Source organism: Phenylobacterium composti DSM 19425, assembly GCF_059568645.1.
Genome location: NZ_JCANTT010000019.1, coordinates 46,869 through 66,528, shown reverse-complemented (window position 1 = coordinate 66,528; position 19,660 = coordinate 46,869). Strand labels below are relative to the sequence as shown.

17 protein-coding genes are annotated in these 19,660 nt (G+C 69.6%); 4 read left to right on the top strand and 13 right to left on the bottom strand.

Going from position 1 to position 19,660, the window contains the following annotated elements:
- Positions 1-13: 13 nt before the first annotated feature.
- From BO64_RS14845 to dusB, 4 genes are all read right to left on the bottom strand, one after another.
- Positions 14-2,236 carry a sensor histidine kinase NtrY-like gene (locus BO64_RS14845; RefSeq protein WP_496404093.1) on the bottom strand — a complete coding sequence of 741 codons (2,223 nt, stop codon included), beginning with the start codon at positions 2,234-2,236 and terminating at the stop codon, positions 14-16.
- Positions 2,237-2,315: 79 nt separating this feature from the next.
- Complete coding sequence (gene ntrC / locus BO64_RS14840; RefSeq protein WP_496404092.1) at positions 2,316-3,737, bottom strand: nitrogen regulation protein NR(I); 1,422 nt, start codon at positions 3,735-3,737, stop codon at positions 2,316-2,318.
- Positions 3,734-4,852 carry a two-component system sensor histidine kinase NtrB gene (locus tag BO64_RS14835; RefSeq protein ID WP_496404091.1) on the bottom strand — a complete coding sequence of 373 codons (1,119 nt, stop codon included), beginning with the start codon at positions 4,850-4,852 and terminating at the stop codon, positions 3,734-3,736. The genes ntrC and BO64_RS14835 overlap by 4 nt, the downstream gene beginning before the upstream one ends.
- The gene (dusB, locus tag BO64_RS14830; RefSeq protein ID WP_496404090.1) at positions 4,849-5,856 is read right to left on the bottom strand and encodes a tRNA dihydrouridine synthase DusB; all 1,008 of its coding nucleotides are present in this window, start codon (positions 5,854-5,856) and stop codon (positions 4,849-4,851) included. Before dusB ends, BO64_RS14835 begins: the two co-directional genes overlap by 4 nt.
- Positions 5,857-5,946: 90 nt before the next feature.
- Between dusB and BO64_RS14825 the strand changes: the two genes are divergently transcribed.
- A complete protein-coding gene (locus tag BO64_RS14825; RefSeq protein ID WP_496404089.1) occupies positions 5,947-7,092 on the top strand; it encodes a bifunctional 2-C-methyl-D-erythritol 4-phosphate cytidylyltransferase/2-C-methyl-D-erythritol 2,4-cyclodiphosphate synthase in 1,146 nt (381 codons plus the stop codon).
- A 10-nt stretch (positions 7,093-7,102) separates the two neighbouring features.
- Here BO64_RS14825 and BO64_RS14820 read toward each other — a convergent pair whose 3' ends face one another.
- On the bottom strand, positions 7,103-9,391 hold the full coding sequence (locus tag BO64_RS14820; RefSeq protein WP_496404088.1) for a fused MFS/spermidine synthase: 2,289 nt from the start codon (positions 9,389-9,391) through the stop codon (positions 7,103-7,105).
- Between the two features lie 77 nt (positions 9,392-9,468).
- Between BO64_RS14820 and BO64_RS14815 the strand changes: the two genes are divergently transcribed.
- A complete protein-coding gene (locus BO64_RS14815; protein ID WP_496404087.1) occupies positions 9,469-9,960 on the top strand; it encodes a CinA family protein in 492 nt (163 codons plus the stop codon).
- Here the strand turns inward: BO64_RS14815 and BO64_RS14810 are convergent.
- Entirely contained in the window at positions 9,957-10,427 is a 471-nt protein-coding gene (locus BO64_RS14810) for a type II toxin-antitoxin system RatA family toxin (protein ID WP_496404086.1), read from the bottom strand. The genes BO64_RS14815 and BO64_RS14810 overlap by 4 nt on opposite strands.
- A gap of 6 nt (positions 10,428-10,433) precedes the next feature.
- Positions 10,434-11,393, bottom strand: coding sequence for a lipoyl synthase (gene lipA, locus BO64_RS14805; protein ID WP_496404085.1), 960 nt, complete (start codon positions 11,391-11,393; stop codon positions 10,434-10,436).
- A gap of 155 nt (positions 11,394-11,548) precedes the next feature.
- Here lipA and BO64_RS14800 point away from each other — a divergent pair, with 155 nt between their 5' ends.
- Both BO64_RS14800 and BO64_RS14795 read left to right on the top strand, forming a co-directional pair.
- Entirely contained in the window at positions 11,549-13,102 is a 1,554-nt protein-coding gene (locus BO64_RS14800; RefSeq protein ID WP_496404084.1) for an AMP-binding protein, read from the top strand.
- 66 nt (positions 13,103-13,168) lie between these two features.
- Positions 13,169-13,564, top strand: coding sequence for a DoxX family protein (locus BO64_RS14795; RefSeq protein WP_496404083.1), 396 nt, complete (start codon positions 13,169-13,171; stop codon positions 13,562-13,564).
- A gap of 44 nt (positions 13,565-13,608) precedes the next feature.
- Here BO64_RS14795 and lpdA read toward each other — a convergent pair whose 3' ends face one another.
- The 6 genes from lpdA to pdhA are packed head-to-tail and all read right to left on the bottom strand — an operon-like array spanning position 13,609 to position 19,639.
- Positions 13,609-15,015, bottom strand: a complete 1,407-nt coding sequence (gene lpdA, locus BO64_RS14790) for a dihydrolipoyl dehydrogenase (RefSeq protein ID WP_496404082.1) — start codon at positions 15,013-15,015, stop codon at positions 13,609-13,611.
- On the bottom strand, positions 15,015-15,494 hold the full coding sequence (locus BO64_RS14785; RefSeq protein ID WP_496404081.1) for a glutathione peroxidase: 480 nt from the start codon (positions 15,492-15,494) through the stop codon (positions 15,015-15,017). The genes lpdA and BO64_RS14785 overlap by 1 nt, the downstream gene beginning before the upstream one ends.
- A gap of 8 nt (positions 15,495-15,502) precedes the next feature.
- Positions 15,503-16,813 (bottom strand): pyruvate dehydrogenase complex dihydrolipoamide acetyltransferase, encoded by a 1,311-nt coding sequence (locus BO64_RS14780; RefSeq protein ID WP_496404080.1) that lies wholly within the window; start codon positions 16,811-16,813, stop codon positions 15,503-15,505.
- Positions 16,810-17,214, bottom strand: coding sequence for a GFA family protein (locus BO64_RS14775; protein ID WP_496404079.1), 405 nt, complete (start codon positions 17,212-17,214; stop codon positions 16,810-16,812). The genes BO64_RS14780 and BO64_RS14775 overlap by 4 nt, the downstream gene beginning before the upstream one ends.
- Complete coding sequence (locus BO64_RS14770) at positions 17,211-18,608, bottom strand: pyruvate dehydrogenase complex E1 component subunit beta (protein WP_496404078.1); 1,398 nt, start codon at positions 18,606-18,608, stop codon at positions 17,211-17,213. Before BO64_RS14770 ends, BO64_RS14775 begins: the two co-directional genes overlap by 4 nt.
- Positions 18,605-19,639 carry a pyruvate dehydrogenase (acetyl-transferring) E1 component subunit alpha gene (pdhA, locus tag BO64_RS14765; protein WP_496404077.1) on the bottom strand — a complete coding sequence of 345 codons (1,035 nt, stop codon included), beginning with the start codon at positions 19,637-19,639 and terminating at the stop codon, positions 18,605-18,607. Before pdhA ends, BO64_RS14770 begins: the two co-directional genes overlap by 4 nt.
- Between the last annotated feature and the right edge of the window lie 21 nt (positions 19,640-19,660).

Here is a 19,660-nt window from a genome sequence, read left to right as displayed (position 1 = left end):
GCCTTCCAGTCCTCTACGCCGTCACCACGCCGGCTTGGCCGCCGACGCGGGCGGCGTGGGCCGCCGGCAGGCGCAGGACGGCCAAGGCCCCCTGCCCGCTGCGCGCGTCGGCGAGTTCAAGCTCGCCGCCATGGTCTTCCAGAATTCGCTTCACGATCGCGAGGCCCAGGCCGGTGCCTTTCTCGCGGGTCGTCACATAGGGCTCGGTGAGCCGATCCCGATCCTTGTCGGGCAGGCCCACGCCGTTGTCTTCCACCTCGATCGCCACCTGGCCGTCGTCGACCACAAGGCGGGCGGTGATCCGGCCCCTCAGCCTGGGCGTGCGGGCGCGGCGCGCCTCTACGGCCTCCGCGGCGTTCTTCAGCACATTGGTCAGGGCCTGGGCCAGCATCCGCCCGTCCGCCAGCAGCTTGGCGCGCGGCGTCGGCTCCTCCAACTCGACGATGAGCTCGGGGCTGGCCACCCGCTGGGCGAAGACCGCGGCGCGCAGCAGCTCATCGGCCTCCACCTCGGCGAACTTCGGCGCCGGCATGCGGGCGAAGGCTGAAAACTCGTCCACCATCCGGCCGATGTCGCCCACCTGGCGGACGATGGTGTCGGTGCAGCGGTCGAAGGTCTCCAGTTCAGCCTCGGCGATGTCCTTGCGGAACTTCTTCCGCAGCCGCTCGGCCGAGAGCTGGATCGGCGTCAGGGGGTTCTTGATCTCGTGGGCGATGCGCCGGGCGACGTCGCGCCAGGCGGCGTTGCGCTGGGCCGCCACAAGCCGGGTGATGTCGTCGAAGGTCAGCACTAGGCCGCCTTCGCTGTGGCTGGCGCGGACCCGCAGGCGCCGGCTCTCGCGGCCGCGCACCACATCCACCTCCTCCTCGACGTCAGCGCCGCGCCCTGCGCCGGCCGCCACCTCGGCGAGTTCCGGCGCCACGTCGGCCAGCAGGCCGCCGCGGCCCCGATCCTCCGGCAGGGCCAGGAGCAGGGCCGCCTGCCGGTTGACCACGGAGATGCGCCCCCCGCGATCGAGGCCGATGACCCCGGCGCTGACCTCGGCCAGCACGGTCTCGATGAACTGCCGGCGGCTTTCGGCCTCTTCGCGCGCGTTCTTCAGGGCTTCCTGCTGCGCCTGAAGATCATGCGTCATGCTGTTGAAAGCACGGGACAAGACAGCGATTTCTTCAGGGTCGTTGTCGGCGTCCACCCGAACATCGAGATCGCCTCCGGCCACGCGCCCGGCGGCCTGCACCAGCCGCGCCACCGGCGCCGAGATGGCGTTGGCCGCGCCCAGGCCCAGCCACACCGCACCCACCAGCACCAGCAGCGCCGTCTCGGCGTAGCTCAGGGCGAAGATGGTCTGGATGCGCTCCCGGTTCTGGGCGACGTCACGATAGGAGACCAGCGAGCCCTCGGCCTGCCGCAGATAGCCGGTGATGCCCTCGCGCAGCGGCCGGGCGATGTAGAGATAGACGTCCTCATAGGCGCTCAGCTTGTAGAGCGCCCGCATCACGTCGGCGCCGGTGAAGTCCGGCACATAGATTTCGCCCTGGTCGGCGGCGGCGAAACCCGCCTTCGGCGGCATGACATAGGGCGGCGCATCGGCCATCTCGGCCTTGGCCAGCACCTCGCCCTGCCCGTTCACCAGATAGGCGGCGGGAAAGGCGTGATACGAGGCCAGGGCCCCCAGATACTGGTCCACCTGGTCCGGCCGCGCCTGCAGGGCGCCCGCCTCGCGGTTGAGGTCGGCGGCCATGGGCGTGACGTGCTCGACGATGTAGCGGGTCTGCTCGTCCACATAGGAGCGGAAGACGGTGGCGGCGTTCTCCACCACGGTCTGCACCCGCTCCGAGAACCAGTTCTCGACCCCGCGGCTGACCAGAACGCCATAGAAGATGAACACCACGGCGGCGGGCGCGACGGCGGCGAAGGCGAACAGACGGACGAATCGGACATGCAGCCGAGCGCCGGCGTCCTGTGTCCTTGCCCGCAGCAGCTCGAGGATCCGCAGGGTCACGGCCGTCATCAGCAGCAGGATGATGACGAGGTTCAGCCCCAGCAGGGTCAGGATGGCGCGACTGGCCGGGCCGAGCGGCCCCGTTTGCGGGGGCGAAGCGGCCAGGATGATGGCGAGCACCGTCAGCGCCACGGCCACGCCATAGCCGACGCCCAGCACGAGCCGGGATCTCAGCGTGCGCCGGGCCCAGGCGAGCACCGGCGGCACGAACGCAGGGCCGTTCAGCAACGCCATTGAGCCGGAGACTAGGGCGCTGTGCTCCGAACTCAACAGCTATGTTGCCGTGATGCTTCACACGGCCGTGGAAGGCCGGTCAGCGCCGGCCGCGGCTCATCTCGACGCCCAGGTCCTGGATCTTCTTGCGCAGGGTGTTGCGATTGAGCCCCAGGATTTCCGCCGCCCGCACCTGGTTACCCCGAGTGGCCGCCAGGGTCAGCTGGATCAGCGGCCGCTCCACCTCCTCCAGCACCCGGTCATAGAGGCCGGACGGCGGGATGCCGTCGGGCTGGTCGGCAAAATAGGCGGCCAGCTTCTGCTCGACCAGCTGGGCCAGGGTGGCGGGGCCTTCCTGCCCCTGCACCACGGGCTGCTGATCGGCCAGCTCCTTCTCGACGATCCGGGCGGTGATCAGGTCTTCGCCGTAGAGGGCGCAGATGCGGCGGATCAGGTTCTCCAGCTCGCGGACGTTGCCGGGCCAGCTGTGCCGCTTCAGGCGCTCCAGGGCGCCCGCATCGATGGTCTTGGCCGGCAGGCCCTCCCGGTTGGCGCGCAGGAGGAACGCCCGGGCAAGGTCCGGGATGTCCTCGGCGCGATCCCGCAGCGGCGGCAGGCGCAGGGGCGCCACATTGAGCCGGAAGAACAGGTCCTCTCGGAACAGCCCTTGCTGGATCAGGGCCCGCAGGTCGCGGTTGGTGGCGGCGATGATCCGCACATTGGGCCGGCGGCCCGTCTTGGGGTTCAGGGCCGGCTCGGAGCCGTCGATCACCCGCAGGAGCCGGGTCTGGGCGTCCAGCGGCATGTCGCCGATTTCGTCCAGGAACAGGGTGCCGCCGTCGGCCTCCACCAGCTTGCCGTAGTCGCCGTCCTCCTTGCCGAACAGCTCGGCCTCGACCCGCTCGCGCGGGGTGGCGGCGAGGTTGATGACCACGAACTTGCCGTCGCGCCGGCGGCCCATGTCGTGCATCGCCCGGGCGACGAGCTCCTTGCCGGTGCCGCTTTCGCCGGTGATCAGAACGGTGAGGTCCGCCCCCACCAGCCGGGCGATGGTGCGATAGACGTCCTGCATCGGCCCCGACCGGCCGATCAGCGGCAGGCGGTCGTCCCGCACGGCCCGGGCCTGGGCCTTGGCGGCGTCGGCGTCGGCCGGACGCGACAGGGCCCGCCGGGCGGCCGAGGTCATGTCGTCCAGGTCGAAGGGCTTGGGCACATATTCGAAGGCGCCCACCTCGGCGGCGTTGACCGCGGTGATCAGGTTGTTCTGGGCGCTCATCACGATGACGGGCAGCTTGGGCCGCTGCTTCCTGATGCGCGGCAGCACGTCGAAGACGTTCTCGTCAGGCATCACCACGTCAGTGACCACGAGGTCGCCCTCGCCGTCCGACACCCACTTCAGCAGGGTCGTCGCATTTCCCGTGGCGCGGACCTGATAGCCCAGCCGGGTGAAGGCCTGGCTCAGCACTAGGCGGATCGAGGAGTCGTCGTCGGCGATCAGGATTTTCTTCGAGGCCGCGTTCATTCGGAAAAGTCCTCCGCGGTGGCGATCGGGAGCAGGACGCGGAAGACCGTCCGGCCGGGTTCGGATTCAAAGTCGATGAGGCCGCCATGGCCGGCGACCAGCTTGGCCACCAGCGCAAGGCCCAGCCCGGCGCCGCTCGGCTTGGAGCTGACAAAGGGCTGGAACAGGCTCTCGCGGATGTGCTCGGGCACCCCGGGGCCGTTGTCCTGAATCCGCACCTCCAGCGGCGCGCCGCGCAGGGCCTGGCCGCTGGCGGCGCGGACGCGGACGCCATGGCGATAGGCCGTATGGATGATGATCTCGCCCCGGCCGTCGCCCCGGGCGTGGGCCGCCTCGGCCGCGTTCTTCACGAGGTTGAGAAACACCTGGATCAGCTGGTCCTCGTCCCCCAACACCGGCGGCAGCGACGGGTCGTAGCGTTCGCGCAGCACCAGGCCGTCGGCCACCCCGTTCACCGCCAGGGCCCGCACGCGGTCGAGGATCTGGTGGATGTTGAGCGGCGCCACCGCCGGCAGGGCGTCGTCAGAGAACGCCTCCATCCGCTCCACCAAGCGCTTCACCCGGTCGGTCTCGTCCACGATGAGCTGGGCGAGCGGCGCGTCCTCGGCCTTGGCGCCGGCCTTCAGGAGCTGCGCCGCGCCGCGGATGCCGGCCAGCGGGTTCTTGATCTCGTGAGCGAGCATCCGGCCCAGGCCCACCAAAGAGCGCAGGCCCGCCGCTTCCTGCGCCCCGCGCTCCACAGCCAGGCCGGATCTCACCGTGAGGGTCAGCAGCACCGAGCCGTCCCCCAGCGGCGCCGCGGCCCCGTCGGCCTCGAACGGGGGCAGGCCGAACAGGCTGATCTGCACGCCCCGCTCGCGCACCCGGGCGCCCTCGTCCAGGGCCCGGTTCAGCAGCGAAACCAGAGCCGAGCCCGGCGGCAGGGCGGCCCGGAAGCGCCCCCGGGCCAGCAGCCCCAGCCCCTGGCCGAACAGGGCCTCCGCCGCCTCGTTCACCGCCACCAGCGCGCCGTCGGCGTCGACCACCATCGATGGGTCGGGACTGAGATCGAACGCCGCCGCCTTCAGAGCCGCGGGGTCGTACCCCTTGGCCTGTGTCCTTGTTTTCCCATTCATGCCGCCAACCTGTGATCCGAAGCTCCCCACAGGGCCGCGAGGCCCCGCTCCACTTCAGAGGCGTCCTCCAGACGGCATAGCGCCGCGCGCGCTTCTCTCCGGGCCTGCGCATCTTCAGGCCAGGGGGCGCTTTCGATGTAAGCGGCCAGGTGCTTGCGGAAGATCCGCAGGCCGAGCCGGTCGCCGTAGAACTTGAGGCTGTCGCGCAGGTGATCCAGCGCAATGCCCAGCCGCGTCTCGCGGTCGGGCTCTTCGTAAGGGCGCCCGGCCAGTTCGGCCTCGATCTGGGCGGCCACCCAGGGCTTCCCATAGACCCCGCGCCCGATCATCACCGCGTCGGCCCCGGAGGCGTCCAGCGCCGCCCGGGCGGTGGCCCCGTCGACTATGTCGCCGTTGACGATGACCGGGATGGAAACCTCGTCCTTCACCGCCTTCACGGCGCGCCAGTCGGCCGAGCCCTTGTAGAACTGGCAGCGGGTGCGACCGTGGATGGTCACGGCCTGCACGCCCAGCGCCTCGGCCCGGGCGGCGATCTCGGGGGCGTTCTTCGAGGCGTCGTCCCACCCCAGGCGCATCTTCACCGTCACGGGCGCGTCGACCGCATCCACCGCCGCGGCCATCAGCTCGGCCGCCAGGGCCGGCTCGCGCATCAGGGCCGAGCCCGACAGGACGCCGGTGACCTCCTTGGCCGGACAGCCAAAGTTGAGGTCGATGATCTGAGCCCCCGCCTCCACGGCCAGGCGCGCACCGTTGCGGATGTGGACGGGATCGCGGCCCACGAGCTGGACCACCATAAGCGGCAGGCCCTCGCCCACGGCCGCACGGCGCACCACATCCGGACGCCCCCGGGAGAACTCGGCGCAGGCGACCATCTCGGTGGCCACATAGGCCGCGCCCTGGGCGCTGGCGGCTTTACGGAACGGAAGGTCGGAGACGCCGGTCATGGGAGCGATCCAGGCGCGCCCGCCAACGTCCACCCCACCGACCTTGAGCAGGTTGCTCATTTTCTAATCATCCCCAACGCCGCGTTTTTAGGCACTTTCCCGGCCGCCGTAAAGCTGGAACAAGCCGGCGCAGTTTTCTAAGACGGCGCCATGAGTTTCTCGGCGGTTGTGGTGGCGGCGGGGTCGGGCCAGAGGGCCGGCCCTGGAGAGCCCAAGGTCTGGCGCAGCCTGGGCGGTCGTCCCCTCGTGCGGTGGTCCATTGAGGGCCTGCTGGCCGCCGGCGCGCGCGAAATCGTGGTCGTGGTCGCCAGCGACAGACTGCCGCATGCAGGCGAAGCCCTGGCTGGGCTCCCGAACTGGCGGGCGGTGGCGGGCGGCCAGACGCGGGCGGAGTCGGTGCAGGCAGGCCTGACGGCCGTGACCGCCGAAGCCGACGAGCCGGTGCTGATCCACGACGCCGCCCGGCCCTTCGTCACCAAGGCCCATGTGGACCTGCTGCTGCAGGCGCTGGAGGCCGCGGACGGGGCGATCCCGACCCTGCCCGTTCCCGACACCCTGAAGCGTGGCGATGGCCTCGTGGACAGGACCGTTTCCCGTGACGGGCTGTGGCGGGCCCAGACCCCGCAGGCGTTCCGCCTCGGGCGGCTGAAGGCCGCCTACCAGAGCTGGCCCCCTGGCGAGGAGCCCACCGACGACGCCTCGGTGATGGAGCGCGCCGGCGGCTCGGTGGCGATGGTCCCGGGCGATCCCCTGCTGATGAAGCTCACCTATCCGCAGGACTTCCTGCTGGCGGAGCAGCTCACCGCCGGGCGGCGGATCGTGCGGACCGGCCAGGGCATCGACGCCCACCGTTTCGGCTCCGGGGACGCGGTCTGGCTGTGCGGGGTGCGCATCCCGCACGACCAAGGGCTGGTGGGCCATTCCGACGCCGACTGCGCCCTGCATGCTCTCACCGACGCGGTCCTTGGGGCCATCGCCCAGGGCGACATCGGGGAGCACTTCCCACCCTCCGATCCGCGCTGGAAAGGCGCCTCCTCCGACCAGTTCCTGGTCCACGCCGTGAACCTGGCCGGCGCGGCCGGGGGCCGCATTCTCAATGCGGACGTGACCCTGGTGTGCGAGCGTCCGAAGATCCGTCCGCACCGCGACGCCATGCGCGCCCGGATCGCCGAACTGCTGGGCCTGTCCCTGGACCGGGTCAGCGTAAAGGCCACCACCATGGAAGGCATGGGCTTCACCGGCCGCGAGGAAGGCCTGCTGGCCCAGGCGGTGGTCTCGGTCGAGACCCCGGCCTGACGCCGCGCCCTCAGGGCAGCCAAGTCCAGCGCATCCTGAGGTTGGCGTACAGCGCCCCCGGAAGGTTCGTGTAGTCGTCCCGCCAGGGCTTGGCGAGGAACGGGTTCACGCGCTCCCAGCGCGGATCGGCCGCGAAGGGCGCGAGCGCCGCCTCCGTGCGGCCCACGATCACTACGTCCTCGGCCGACTCCCAGCTGCCTTGCGGGTCCTCGGCCGGGCGATAGGCCTGAACCAGCCCCCGCCCTCCTGCAGCCCGCGCCACCGCCTGGGCAGGGCTCGTCAGGTCGAGGTTGCGGTTCGACAGGTGCAGGATGACGACCCCGTCGGGCTTCACGCGCGTCAGGTACCCCTGCACCGCCTCCACGGTCAGCAGATGCGCCGGCACCGCATCCGACGAGAAGGCGTCGATCAGCAGGACGTCGAACGCCTCGGCCGGCTGCCGGTTGAGCGTCAGGCGGGCGTCGCCGATCACATAGTCCACCCGGCCCTGGGCGCACTTGGTGGTGTAGGTGAAGTACCGTGGGTCGGTGGAGATCCGCCGGACCAGCGGGTCGATCTCGAAGAAGGTGAGATGGTCGCCCGGCCGGGTGTAGGCGGCCACTGAGCCGGTCCCCAGCCCCACGGCCCCGATGCGCAACGCCTGCCGCTCGGCCTTCTTGGCTTCGAACACCTGCCCGATGGGCGTGCGCGGGGTGTAGTAGACCAGCGGATTGCAGGCGTACTCGGGATTGAGCGCCTGGGCGCCGTGCAGCGTTGTGCCGTGGGCAAGCATCCGGACCCCGCCGCCCAGGCTCGTGACATGGGTCTGGGACAGGCGCATCACCCCGAAGAAGCTGCGCCAGCTCTCGCGGGTGTTCACGCGGTCGGCTGCCATTTCGGCGGCAAAGGACAGGACCGCCACCACCAGGAAGAAGAACAGCGCCCGCGAGCGGACCAGGAAGACGCAGATCACCGCCAAGCCCAGAAGGGCCTTCATCCCCATGTCGAACAGTTCGGACTGGTCGAACGTCCCGACCACGGTCTCGGCGGTGACCCGCGACCCCAGCCAGCCCAGCAGGACCGGCATGCCGGCCGCCGCCACGATGCCCAGGACGAGCAGCACCCAAGCCCCAGGCTCCACCTTGTCCAGCCGGCCCCAGGGGCGCGCGAGCCCGGCCAGGGCCAGGACTAGCGGATACTCCCAGACGTTGTTGAAGATCACGGGCGCCAGGAAGGCGTTGAAGGCGCCGCCCACCACCCCACCGACCGACAGGCAGAGGTAGAACTCGGTGAGATGGGCCGGGTCCGGCCGCCGGGCCACCAGGCGCTGGTGACACATGAGGGCCGTCAGGAAGAAGGCGCCCAGGTGGATGAAGAACTGCAGGACGAAGTTGGTGGACTTGAACGGCAGGAACGCCGCGCAGGCCGCCAGGGCCGCCGCCTGCAGCACCAGGGTCACGTCCGGCGGGATCAGGGGCCGCGTCTGAAAGGCGATGATGAACGTCGCCAGATAGAGCCCCAGCGGCAGCACCCACACGAACGGCGCCGAGGCCACGTCCGTGGTGAGATAGGCCGTCACGCCCAGCATCAGGCTAGCGGGTATGGCCGCCAGGACGATCCAGGCCAGGCGGTCGGCCCAGCTGGGCGACGCGGCGCTGGACTTCGGCGCCGCCTCGGCGTCGGCCACCGGCCCGCGGGTCGCCATCAGGCCGAGGGTCGCCATCAGCAGCACGAAGCCCACATAGGCCGCGCTCCACCCGTACCGCTGCCCCGCCAGGGTGACGGCGGGCTCCACCACCAGCGGATAGGCCAGGAGGGCGAGGAGGCTGCCGAGGTTGCTGGCGGCGTAGAGGGCGTAGGGCTCGCGGCCCTCGGCCTGCCCCACCGTGCGCGCATACCAGGCCTGCACCAGGGGCGCCGTGGCCGACAGGATCGCGAACGGCGCGCCGATGGAGAGGCCCAGCACCGCCAGCAGCCAGAGGTTCGGATGGTCGGAAGACGGCGGGCCGGCCAGGCCGTTCACCCGCAGCGGCAGTACGATGGCGGCGAGCGCCAGGGCCGCCACATGAATCATCGCCTGCCGGCGCACCGAGGCGACCCTCTGCAGGGCATGGGCGTAGAAGTAACCGGCCAGCAGGGCGAGCTGGAAGAACGCCATGCTGGTGTTCCACACCGAGGGGCTGCCCCCCAGCAGCGGCAGGACCAGCTTGGCTACCATCGGCTGCACCAGGAACACCAGGGCGGCGCTGTAGAAGGTGGTGAGGGCGAACAGCGCCGGCGGCGCAAACGCGGGTCGCGAGGTGGCGGCGAGCGTTGTCATGCGGTTCCCTGCCCCTTGATTGCACCGGACCTTCCGGTGCTTGTGGACGCGCGACAACCCCAAAGAGAGTCGACACGATGTTCCCGCTTGAGATCGTCACCCTCGCCCGGCTGCTGATCGACGAGGCCCGGGCTAGGTCCCTGCGCATCGTCACCGCGGAAAGCTGCACGGCGGGCCTGGTCGCCGGGGCGATCGGCTCGATCCCCGGCGCCTCGGACGTGCTGGAGCGGGGGTTCGTCACCTATTCCAACCGGGCCAAGCAGGAGCTGCTGGGGGTGCCGGGCGACCTGATCGCTGATCTGGGGGCGGTGTCCGAGCCGGTGGCGCGGATGATGGCGGAAGGCGCCCTGGAGGCCTCGAACGCCCATCTCGCCGTGGCGATTACGGGCATCGCCGGTCCTGGCGGCGGCACGCCCATGAAGCCCGTGGGCACGGTGCACATCGCCACCGCCCGCACGAACGAGCGCATCCTGCACCGGCACGAGCTGTTCGAGTTCGAGACCCGGGAAGAAATCCAGCTCGCCGCGGTCCAGGCCGCCTTGCAGGCCCTCCGCGATCGGCTCGCCTAGCCGGGAGAGACTTCCCGCGGCGCGCCGTACAGCAGGGCGGCGCGATCCTCGAAACAGGTCATCAGCCGCTCCACGGCGTGGTGGAAATTGGCCTTGAGCAGGCCCTCAAGCAGCCGCGACTTGAACTGGAACTCGATGTCGAACTCGATGCGGGCGCCCGCCTCGCCTGCATCGATGAAGCGCCAGCGGTTCACGAGCTTGCGGAACGGTCCCGACAGCAGGCTGACATCGATCTGCTTGTTGGCCGCATCCCGCCGCACGCGGGTGGCGAACTTCTCCTTCAGGAAGGCGAAGCCCACGCTAGCCTCGGCGTCCAGGGTGTCCACGTCCTCGCTGAGGGCCCTCGCGTTCCAGGTTCGCAGGGCCGTGATCCAGGGGACGAATTCCGGATAGCGCTGCACGTCCCCGACCAGGGTGAAGAGCTGGTCAGGCGTGTACGGAAGCTGCTTGGAGACGTGGTGCCGCACGGGGGGTCAGACGGCCGCTTCCTTGGCCCGGCGGGCAGCCTGGAGCCGGGCGAAATCCTCGCCGGCGTGGTGCGAGGAGCGGGTCAGCGGGCTGGCGGAGACCATCAGGAACCCCTTGGCGCGGGCGATCTCCTCCAGGGCGCGGAACTCGTCGGGATGCACGAAGCGGTCGATGGCCGCGTGCTTGCGGGTGGGCTGCAGGTACTGGCCGATGGTGATGAAGTCGACGCCGGCCGAGCGCATGTCGTCCATCACCTGCATGACCTCTTCCTTGCTCTCGCCGAGGCCGACCATGATGCCGGACTTGGTGAACTGGGCGGGGTCGCGCTCCTTCACCCGCTCGAGCAGGCGCAGGGAGTGATAGTATCGGGCGCCGGGGCGGATCGACAGATAAAGCCGCGGCACGGTTTCGAGGTTGTGGTTGAAGACGTCCGGGCGGGCGTCGATCACCGACTCCAGGGCCGCGATCGGCTTGCGGGCGAAGTCGGGCGTCAGGATCTCGATGGTGGTCGCGGGCGAGGCGGCGCGAATGGCCTGGATGGTCTCGACGAAGTGCCGGGCGCCGCCGTCGGCCAAGTCGTCCCGGTCCACCGAGGTGACCACCACATGCTTGAGGCCCATCTTGGCCGTGGCTTCGGCCACCCGCGCAGGCTCGTCTGGATCGAGCGGGAGCGGCTTGCCGGTGGCCACGTTGCAGAAGGCGCAGGCCCGGGTGCAGGTCTCGCCCATGATCATGAAGGTGGCGTGGCTCTTGTCCCAGCACTCGCCGATGTTGGGACAGCCGGCCTCCTCACAGACGGTGACCAGGCGATTGGTCTTCACGATCTCGCGGGTGGCCATGTAACCGGGCGAGCCCGGGGCTCGCACCCGCAGCCACTCGGGCTTGCGCAGGATCGGCGTGTCGGGATTCGCCTGCTTCTCGGGGTGGCGCGGACGCGCGCCCACGGTGTCGATGACCACGGCCATGGGGCCTAAATCGTTCCTCGGAGCCGCGGGATCAAGCGTTGATCCCGTCGCAGCCCCTCAGGCGGCGACGGTCACGTCCTGTTACCGATCTTTTCATCGCCATGACGGACGTTTAGGCTCGCCGGTCAACGATAACAGTTCGGGAGCGCGCGCCCTTGCGTTCGTTCGACAGCGCCCAGGCGCAGTCTTCCATCTTCGACGCCCTTCTCGACGCGGCGAAGACCTATGGGACCAAGAAGCCGATCCTGGAGGATCAGGAACGCAATCCCCTCACCTACACCGACCTGATCCGCGCCGCGTTCGCTCTCGGTCGCAAGCTGTCGGCCGTGACGCGCAAGGGCGAGCGGGTTGGCGTCATGCTGCCGTCCAGCGCCGGCGGGGTGGTGACCTTCTTCGCCCTGCACGCCTTCGGCCGCGTGCCCACCATGCTGAACTTCACGGCCGGCATCCGGAACCTGCGCGCGGCCTGCGAACTGGCCGGCGTCACCCGGGTGCTGACCTCCCACCGCTTCGTCGAACAGGGCAAGCTGCATGACCTGATCGACGCGCTGGAGAACAAGGCGCAGGTCACCTATCTGGAGGACGTCCGGGCCGCCATCGGCCTGCCCGACAAGCTGTTCGCGGCCGCCGCCGCCGCCTTCCCCAAGCGCTTCCGCACACCGGTCTCGCCCTCCGATCCGGGCGTGATCCTCTTCACCTCCGGCAGCTTCGGCGCGCCCCGGGGCGTGGTGCTCACCAACGCCAACCTGATCGCCAACTGCCGGCAGATCGCGGCGCACATTCCGCTGGATCCCAACTGGGTCTTCTTCAACCCGCTGCCGATCTTCCACGTCTTCGGCCTGACCGGCGGGGCGCTGCTGCCGGTGCTCACCGGCATGAAGGCCTTCCAGTACCCCTCGCCGCTGCACACCAAGCAGATTCCACCGCTGATCAAGGACAGCAAGGCGGCGGTGCTGCTGGCCACCGACACCTTCGTCAATCAGTACGCCCGCGCGGCGGAGGCCGACGAGATGTCGGGCCTCACCTTCGTGGTCTGCGGCGCCGAGAAGGTGCGCGAGGAGACCCATAACCTCATCGCCGAGAAGTTCGGCCCGATCCCGCTGCTTGAGGGCTATGGCGCCACCGAAGCCTCGCCGGTGATCGCGGTGAACAAGCCCACCGACAACCGCCGGGGCACCGTGGGCGGCCTGCTGCCGGGCATCGAGGTGAAGCTGGAGCCGGTGGAAGGCATTCCCGAGGGCGGCAAGCTGCTGGTCCGCGGCCCGAACGTCATGGCCGGCTATCTTCGCCCGGACGGCACGGTGGAGCCGCCGGCCGGCGGCTGGCACGACACCGGCGACGTGGTCTCGATGACCGACGACGGCTGGATCAAGATCCTCGGCCGGGTGAAGCGCTTCGCCAAGGTCGGCGGCGAGATGGTCTCGCTCACCGCCGCCGAAGACCTAGCCTCGGCCGTCTGGCCCGACTGCCGCCATGCCGTGGTCGCCATGCCCGACCCCAAGAAGGGCGAGCGGCTGATCCTGGTCACCGACCGGCGCGACGCCGAGACCGGGCCGCTGCTGAGCCATGCCCAGCAGATCGGCGCGCCTGAGCTGGCCGTGCCGCGCAAGATCATCCGGGTGCCCGAAATTCCCGTCCTGGGCACCGGCAAGACTGACTATGTGGCCCTGCAGCGGATCGTGGAGGCCGAGCTGCGGCGGGCCGCCTGACGATGCCAGTACGCGCGTAGGGCGCGCCGGCCCCTCCGGCGCAGCAGGTCTGGGGGGAACTGGACCATGCCAAACCTCGACGTCTGGGCGCCTCGCGTCCTCAGCATCCTTCGCATCATCACCGCCCTGCTGTTCATCGAGCACGGGCTCATGAAGCTGATCGCCTTTCCCGGCCCGCAGCCGGGCGTCCCGGACCCCCTGCCGCCGCTCCTGCTGGCGGCGGCCTGGATCGAGGTCGTGGGCGGCGGCCTGATCGCCCTCGGCCTCTTCACCCGGGCCGCGGCGTTCCTCTGCTCAGGCCAGATGGCGGTGGCCTATTTCATGGCCCACGCCTCGCAAGGGTTCTGGCCGGCCCTGAACGATGGCGAGCTGGCCATCTTCTACTGCTTCGTCTTCTTCTACCTAGTGTTCGCCGGGCCGGGGGCCTGGAGCCTGGACGCCGTCGTTCGAAAGCGCGCCTAGGCTCAGATCGGAGCCCTGGCCTGGCCGGGGCTCCGCCGCCGCGATCAGATGTGCAGCACCCGCCCGAAGGCGTCGAGCGCGGCCTCATGCATGGCCTCGCTCATGGTTGGGTGCGGGAAGACCGTGGCCTGAATCTCGGCCTCGGTGGCCTCCAGGGTCATGGCCATGGCGAAGCCCTGGATCATCTCGGTGACCTCGTGGCCGACCATGTGAGCGCCGATCAGGGCCCCGGTCTTGCCGTCGAAGATGGTCTTCACCAGCCCCTCCGGTTCGCCGGCCGCCACCGCCTTGCCGTTCACGCGGAACGGGAAGCGGCCGACCTTGGGCTCCAGTCCCTGCTCCTTGGCCTGCGCCTCGGTGAGGCCCACCGAGGCGATCTGGGGCGTGGTGTAGGTGCAGCCCGGGATCGGGGCGGTGAGATTGGTGGGCTTCAGGCCGGCGATGTGCTCGACGCAGTGGACGCCCTCGTGGCTGGCCTTGTGGGCGAGCCAGGGCGGTCCGGCCACGTCGCCGATCGCGTAGAGGCCCGGCACGCCGGTGGCGCCGTGCTTGTCGGTGACGATGTGGGTCTTCTCGACTTTCACGCCCAGGGCCTCCAGGCCCAGGTCCTCCACATTGCCGACGATGCCGATGGCCACGATGCAGACATCCGCCGTCAGGGTCTCGGCCTTGCCCTCGGCCTCGATCTCCAGGCTGACGCCGGCCTTGGACTTTGAGAGCTTCTTCACATTGGCCGGGACGCGGAACTGGATGCCGCGCTTCTCGAAGGCCTTGCGGGCGGTCTTTGAGATCTCCTCATCCTCCACCGGCAGGATGCGCGGCATCATCTCGATGACCGTCACCTCCGAGCCCAGGGCCCGGTAGAAGCTCGCGAACTCCATGCCGATGGCGCCCGACCCCACCACCACGAGCGACTTCGGCGCCGCCTTGGGCACGAGAGCCTCACGGTAGGTCCAGACCCGCTCGCCGTCCGGCTCCAGGCCGATGGCGGGCACGGTGCGCGCCCGGGCGCCGGTGGCCAGGATCACATGCTTGGCCGTCAGGGTGCGGGTCCCGCCCGCGTTCAGGGCCACGACCACCTTGGGCGCCGGCGCGCCCTTCTCAAGCCGGGCGACGCCCGCCACCACCTCGATCTTGTGCTTCTTCATCAGGAAGGTGACGCCCGAGTTCATCTGGGCGGCCACCTTGCGGGAGCGCCCCACGATGCCTTCGAAGTCGAAGCCGCGCTTCTCCACCGACAGGCCGTAGTCCTTAAGGTGGTCGAGCTGCTCATAGACCTCCCCGGACTTCAGCAGCGCCTTGGTGGGGATGCAGCCCCAGTTCAGACAGATGCCGCCGAGCTCGGACCGCTCGACGATAGCGGTCTTGAAACCAAGCTGCGACGCGCGAATTGCCGTGACGTATCCACCCGGGCCCGAGCCCACCACGACGACGTCGAACGCATCAGACATCAGAGCAAAGCCTCGATCGCGCCTTCCAGCGCCTTGGGTTCGACGGTCGGGGCGTAGCGGTCCACCACCCTGCCCGACCGGTCCACGAGGAACTTCGTGAAGTTCCACTTGATGCCCTCGGAGCCCAGGACGCCCTTCTTCTGCTTCTTCAGGAAGCTGTAGAGCGGATGGGCCTTCGGGCCGTTCACGTCGATCTTCCGCATCAGGGGGAAGTCGACCTCGTAGGTCAGCGAACAGAAGCTGGCGATCTCCTGCTCATCGCCCGGCTCCTGGCCGCCGAACTGGTTGCAGGGAAAGCCCAGGACCACCAGCCCGCGGTCGCGGTATCGGCGGTAGAGCTCCTCCAGCCCGGCGTACTGCCGCGTGAAGCCGCACTTGCTGGCCACATTGACGATAAGCAGCACCTTGCCCCGGTAGTCCGAGAGCGGCGCCGGCCGGCCATCGATGGTCTCGGCGGCGAAGTCGTAGATGCTGCTCATCGCCGGGCTCAGACGATCATGGTCAGCGGTTCCTCGATCAGGGCCTTGAAGGCCTGCAGGAACCGGGCGCCGGTGGCCCCGTCGACCACGCGGTGGTCGCAGGTGAGCGTCACCGACATCACCGTGGCGATCTCGATCTTGTCGCCACGCACCACGGGGCGCTTCTCGCCGGCGCCGACGCTCATGATGCAGCCTTGCGGCTCGTTGATGATCGAGCTGAAGGTCTTGATCCCGAACATGCCGAGGTTCGACACGCTGAAGGTGCCGCCCTGGTACTCCTCGGGCTTCAGCTTCTTGTTCCGGGCCCGCTCGGCCAGGTCCTTGGCCTCGGTGGCGATCTGCGCCAAACCCTTGGTCTCAGCGGCCCGGATGATCGGGGTGATCAGCCCGCCGGGCACCGCCACCGCCATGGAGATGTCTGCATGGTGGTGCATGGCGATGCCCTCCGGCGTGTAGGAGGCGTTGGCTTCGGGCACGCGCTTCAGCGCCACCGCGGCGGCCTTCATCACCATGTCGTTGACGCTGACCTTCACCCCGTCCTTCTCGAGAAGGGCGTTGATCCGGCTGCGCGCCGCCAGCAGGCCGTCGATTTCCAGGTCGATGGTCAGCGGGAAGTGCGGCACGTCGCGGAAGCTGTCCGTCATCCGGCGGGCGACGGTCTTGCGCATGCCGTCCAGCGGGATGAGGTCGTAGCTGCCGGGGGCGATGCCCTGCTGCTCCAGGGTCTGCGCCTGCCGCGGCGCGGGCGCGGCGGCGGGGGCCTGGGGCGCGGCCGGAGCCTTGGCCTGGCCCGGCTGCACCGCGTCGATGTCGGCCTTCACGATGCGGCCGTGCGGGCCCGAGCCCTTCACCGAGGCGAGGTCGATGCCCTTCTGCTCGGCGAGCCGGCGGGCCAGGGGCGAGGCGAAGATGCGCTCGCCGCCCTGGCTCCGGGCCGGCGCCGCCGGGGCGGCCACAGAGGCGGCCACAGGGGCCGGCGCAGGCGCCGCCTTGGGCGCCTCGGCCTTCGGGCCGTCGGGCTGTGGGGCTTCGGCCTTGGGCGCTTCTGCCTGGGGCGCAGGCGGCGGCGGGGCCGCCTCGCCTTCACCCTGCAGCCGGGCGATGGGCGTATTGACCTTCACCCCTTCCGAGCCCTCGGGCACCAGGATCTCGGCCACGACGCCCTCGTCGACGGCCTCGACCTCCATGGTCGCCTTGTCGGTCTCGATCTCGGCGATCACATCGCCGGACCGGACCTGATCGCCCGGCTTCACGTGCCACTTGGCGAGGGTGCCCTCCTCCATGGTCGGAGACAGGGCGGGCATGAGGATGTCCGTCATGCGGGTTCCTTGGACAGATGGGCCAGACTGGCGGCGTTCGCCTCCCAGTTTTGGCCGTCGAAGGCTTCGATGGCGATCTCCAGCCCCTCAACGGTGTCGAGGCAGCGGGCGTTCACGCTCCAGCCGTCGGGATTGGACCTGGGGCGGTAGAAGCTCTTCACGCCACATTCGGCGCAGAACAGGTGCTTCGCCACCCGGGTGTTGAACGTGTACTCGACCAGCCGGTCCGCCCCCGCCGTCAGGCGGAAGCGGCTCTCCGGCACGATGATGTGCACGAAGCCCGTCTTGGCGCACATGGAGCAGTTGCAGGCCTGAGCCTCCACCCGCGCCGGCAGGGCCACCTCGAAGCGGACGCCGCCGCAGTGGCAGCCGCCCGCGCGCCAGGCGAATCCCTCGCTCATCGGTAGCTCACCGCCTTGGCCGCCGCGACGATCTTGTCGACGGACGGCAGCGACAGCGCCTCGAGGTTGGCGGCATAGGGCAGCGGCACGTCTTCCTGACACACCCGCGCCGGCGGGGCGTCGAGCCAGTCGAAGGCATGCTCCACCACCCGGGCCGCCACTTCGGCGCCGACGCCCATGGGGCCCCAGCCCTCCTCGACGGTGACCAGGCGGTTGGTCTTCTTCACGCTCTCCACGACGGTCTCATGGTCCAGCGGCCGCAGGGTGCGCAGGTCGATGACCTCGGCGTCCAGGCCCTCCGCCGCCAGTTCCTCGGCGGCCTTCAGCGCCAGGCCCACCATCCGCGAATAGGCCACGATGGTGACGTCCTTGCCATCGCGACGGACCTTGGCCTTGCCGATCGGCAACACCCAGTCCACGCCCTCCGGCACGTCGAACTCCTGGCCGTACATCATCTCGTGCTCGAGGAAGACGACGGGGTTCGGGTCGCGGATGGCGGCCTTCAGCAGCCCCTTGGCGTCGGCCGCGTCATAGGGCGCGATGACCTTCAGGCCGGGGATGTGCGCGTACCAGGCGGCGTAGTCCTGGCTGTGCTGGGCGGCCACCCGGGCCGCCGCGCCGTTCGGCCCGCGGAAGACCACGGAGGTCCGGATTTGGCCGCCGGACATGTAGAGCGTCTTCGCCGCAGAATTGATAATGTGATCAATGGCCTGCATGGCGAAGTTGAAGGTCATGAACTCGACGATGGGCTTCAGGCCCGCCATCGCCGCGCCCACGCCCAGGCCAGTGAAGCCGTATTCGGTGATCGGGGTGTCGATGACCCGACGCTCGCCGAACTCCTGCAGCAGCTCGCGGCTGACCTTGTAGGCGCCCTGGTACTGGGCGACCTCCTCTCCCATCAGGAACACGGCTTCGTCCCGCCGCATTTCCTCGGCCATGGCGTCGCGAAGGGCGTCGCGCACGGACTGCTTCACCAGCTTCACGTCGGCGGGCAGCTCCGGGTCCTTCAGCGGCTCGGCGGTCGGGCGCACCGCCGCCGGGCCCTCGCCTTCCGGCTGAACCTTGGCGGTTTCCGGCGGCTGCTTCTCAGGATCGCCGGCCGCGGCCTGGCTAGGCGCCTCGGCCGGCGCAGGCGTGGAGGACTGGGCGGCGCCGCCCTCGCCCTGGAGGCGCGCGATGGGCGTGTTGACCTTCACCTCCTGCGAGCCTTCCGGCACCAGGATCTCGGCGATGACGCCATCGTCGACCGCCTCGACCTCCATGGTCGCCTTGTCGGTCTCGATTTCGGCGATCACGTCGCCCGAGCGGACCGTGTCGCCCGGCTTCACATGCCACTTGGCGAGGGTGCCCTCCTCCATGGTGGGCGAAAGGGCCGGCATCAGGATGTCGGTCATTGCGCGGCTTCCGTGTAGACGTCGGTGTAAAGCTCGGAGGGATCCGGCTCGGGGCTGGTGCGGGCGAACTCCGCCGCATCGGCGACGATGCGCTTCACCTCGGCGTCGATGGCCTTCAGCGTCGCCTCGTCGGCCCAGCCGTTCCGCTCAAGCAGCTCCTCGACGTGATCGATCGGGTCTCGGGTCTTGCGGACCGCGTCCACCTCCTCGCGGGTCCGGTACTTGGCCGGGTCGCTCATGGAGTGGCCGCGATAGCGGTAGGTCTTCATCTCCAGGATGTACGGGCCCTTGCCCGAGCGGGCGTGCTCGGCGGCCTTGGCCGCGGCGGCCTTCACCGCCAGCACGTCCATGCCGTCCACCTCCTCGCCGGGGATGCCGAACGAAACGCCCCGCTTGTGCAGCCGGGTCTCGGACGAGGCCCGCTCGATCGAGGTGCCCATGGCGTACTGGTTGTTCTCGATCACATAGACCACGGGCAACTGCCAGAGCTCGGCCATGTTGAAGCTCTCGTACACCTGGCCCTGATTGGCGGCGCCGTCACCGAAGTAGGTGAAGCTGACCTTGCCGTTGTTCCGGTACTTGTTGGCCAGGGCGAGGCCCGTGCCCAGGCTCACCTGCGCGCCCACGATGCCGTGGCCGCCATAGAAGTCGGCCTCGGTCGAGAACATGTGCATTGAGCCGCCCTTGCCCTTGGACGAGCCGCCGGCCCGGCCGGTGAGCTCGGCCATGACCTCGCGCGGGTCCATGCCGCAGGCCAGCATGTGGCCGTGATCCCGATAGCCGGTGATCACCTGGTCGCCCGGCTGCTTGATCGCCTGGACGCCCACGGCGATGGCCTCCTGGCCGATGTAGAGGTGGCAGAAGCCGCCAATCAGGCCCATGCCGTAAAGCTGCCCGGCCCGCTCCTCGAAGCGGCGGATCAGGAGCATGTCCCGGTAGTATTTGAGCAGCTCGTCTTTGCTGGCGTGGGCGTTGCCGCCTGCGCCATTGGCTTTTCGCCGACCGGCCTCACCGGTCTGCCCGCGCGCCATGCGTCACTCCGTGATCGTGTG